We start from the raw sequence: 955 nt of genomic DNA, 5'->3' as shown, positions 1-955 counted from the left end.
CCGCCCCACAACGCCAGGTCCTGGAAACCCTGTACTCCACCTGCGCCGTCCAAGACTGCGAGGTGCCAGGGACGCTGTGCGAAGTCGACCACGTCAACGGCTGGGCCCTCGGCCACAGCCCCACCGACATCGACCAACTCGCCCTCACCTGCGGATGGCACAACCGCTACAAACACACCCACCCCGACCGCATCCACATCACTAAAACACCCGACGGCCGCTACACCTACCGCCTTCACCCACCCGGAACCAGAGCCCTTTCCGAACCCGGCCGCCCACCACCTTGGCTCCAGGCCGCATGACCACGCCCGGCGATCTCGCCGCCGTGCGCGCCGGACAGGTCCGCCCTGGACCGGCGGCGCACACGGCACCGAAGTGGTGGCCAGGACAAAGCGCGTCGTAGGGGACGGCGTCCCCGACCGAGGTCGTAACGGTGCGGGCGGCGCGGTCGATCACGGTGACGCGCTCGCCGGTGTGCACCCACGCACAAGACTCGGCTGTCTCATCGGCGCGGGCCTGAGGCCGGGGCCCAGCCTGACCGCCTACTACTCAGGCTCAAGGTTGCGTGATGGCAGGTCCACGCCCGCGCCGACCGTTCCACCCATGCGGGTTCGATGGCGCCTCGCTCTGATCACCCGCCTTCCTGGTCACAGGCCGCATGCTCACGCATCTACGCCCCAGGGCCGGCCGCCCTGTCAGCGTGGGTCTGGGCCCAACCTGGTCGCCTACCAATGCGGGCTCAAGGTTGCGTGGCCGCAGGCTCGCGTCTGCACCGACCGCTCCGCCCGCGCGGATCCGACGCCCCCCTTGCCTCGATCGCCCACCATCCGTGAAGGCTGAAGGTTGCGTGACAGCAGTCCGTCTACTGCTCCTCCCGCGCAGGTCCAGTGGCCCCCTCGCGTGGGGCGTCCGCCGCCCTGGCTGCAGTCCGCCTGATCACGCACCCGCGCAGCCC

General features: G+C 70.1%; 1 protein-coding gene. It reads left to right on the top strand.

Features of this window, described 5'->3' with window-relative positions; all coding sequences use genetic code 11:
• On the top strand, positions 1-302 hold a 302-nt coding region (locus ETD96_RS45655), incomplete at its 5' end, for an HNH endonuclease signature motif containing protein (RefSeq protein WP_171069559.1).
• Positions 303-955: the final 653 nt, after the last annotated feature.

The sequence above is a fragment of the Actinomadura geliboluensis genome (genome assembly GCF_005889745.1).
Classification (GTDB): Bacteria; Actinomycetota; Actinomycetes; order Streptosporangiales; family Streptosporangiaceae; genus Spirillospora; species Spirillospora geliboluensis.
This window is presented reverse-complemented; position numbering and strand designations above follow the sequence as displayed.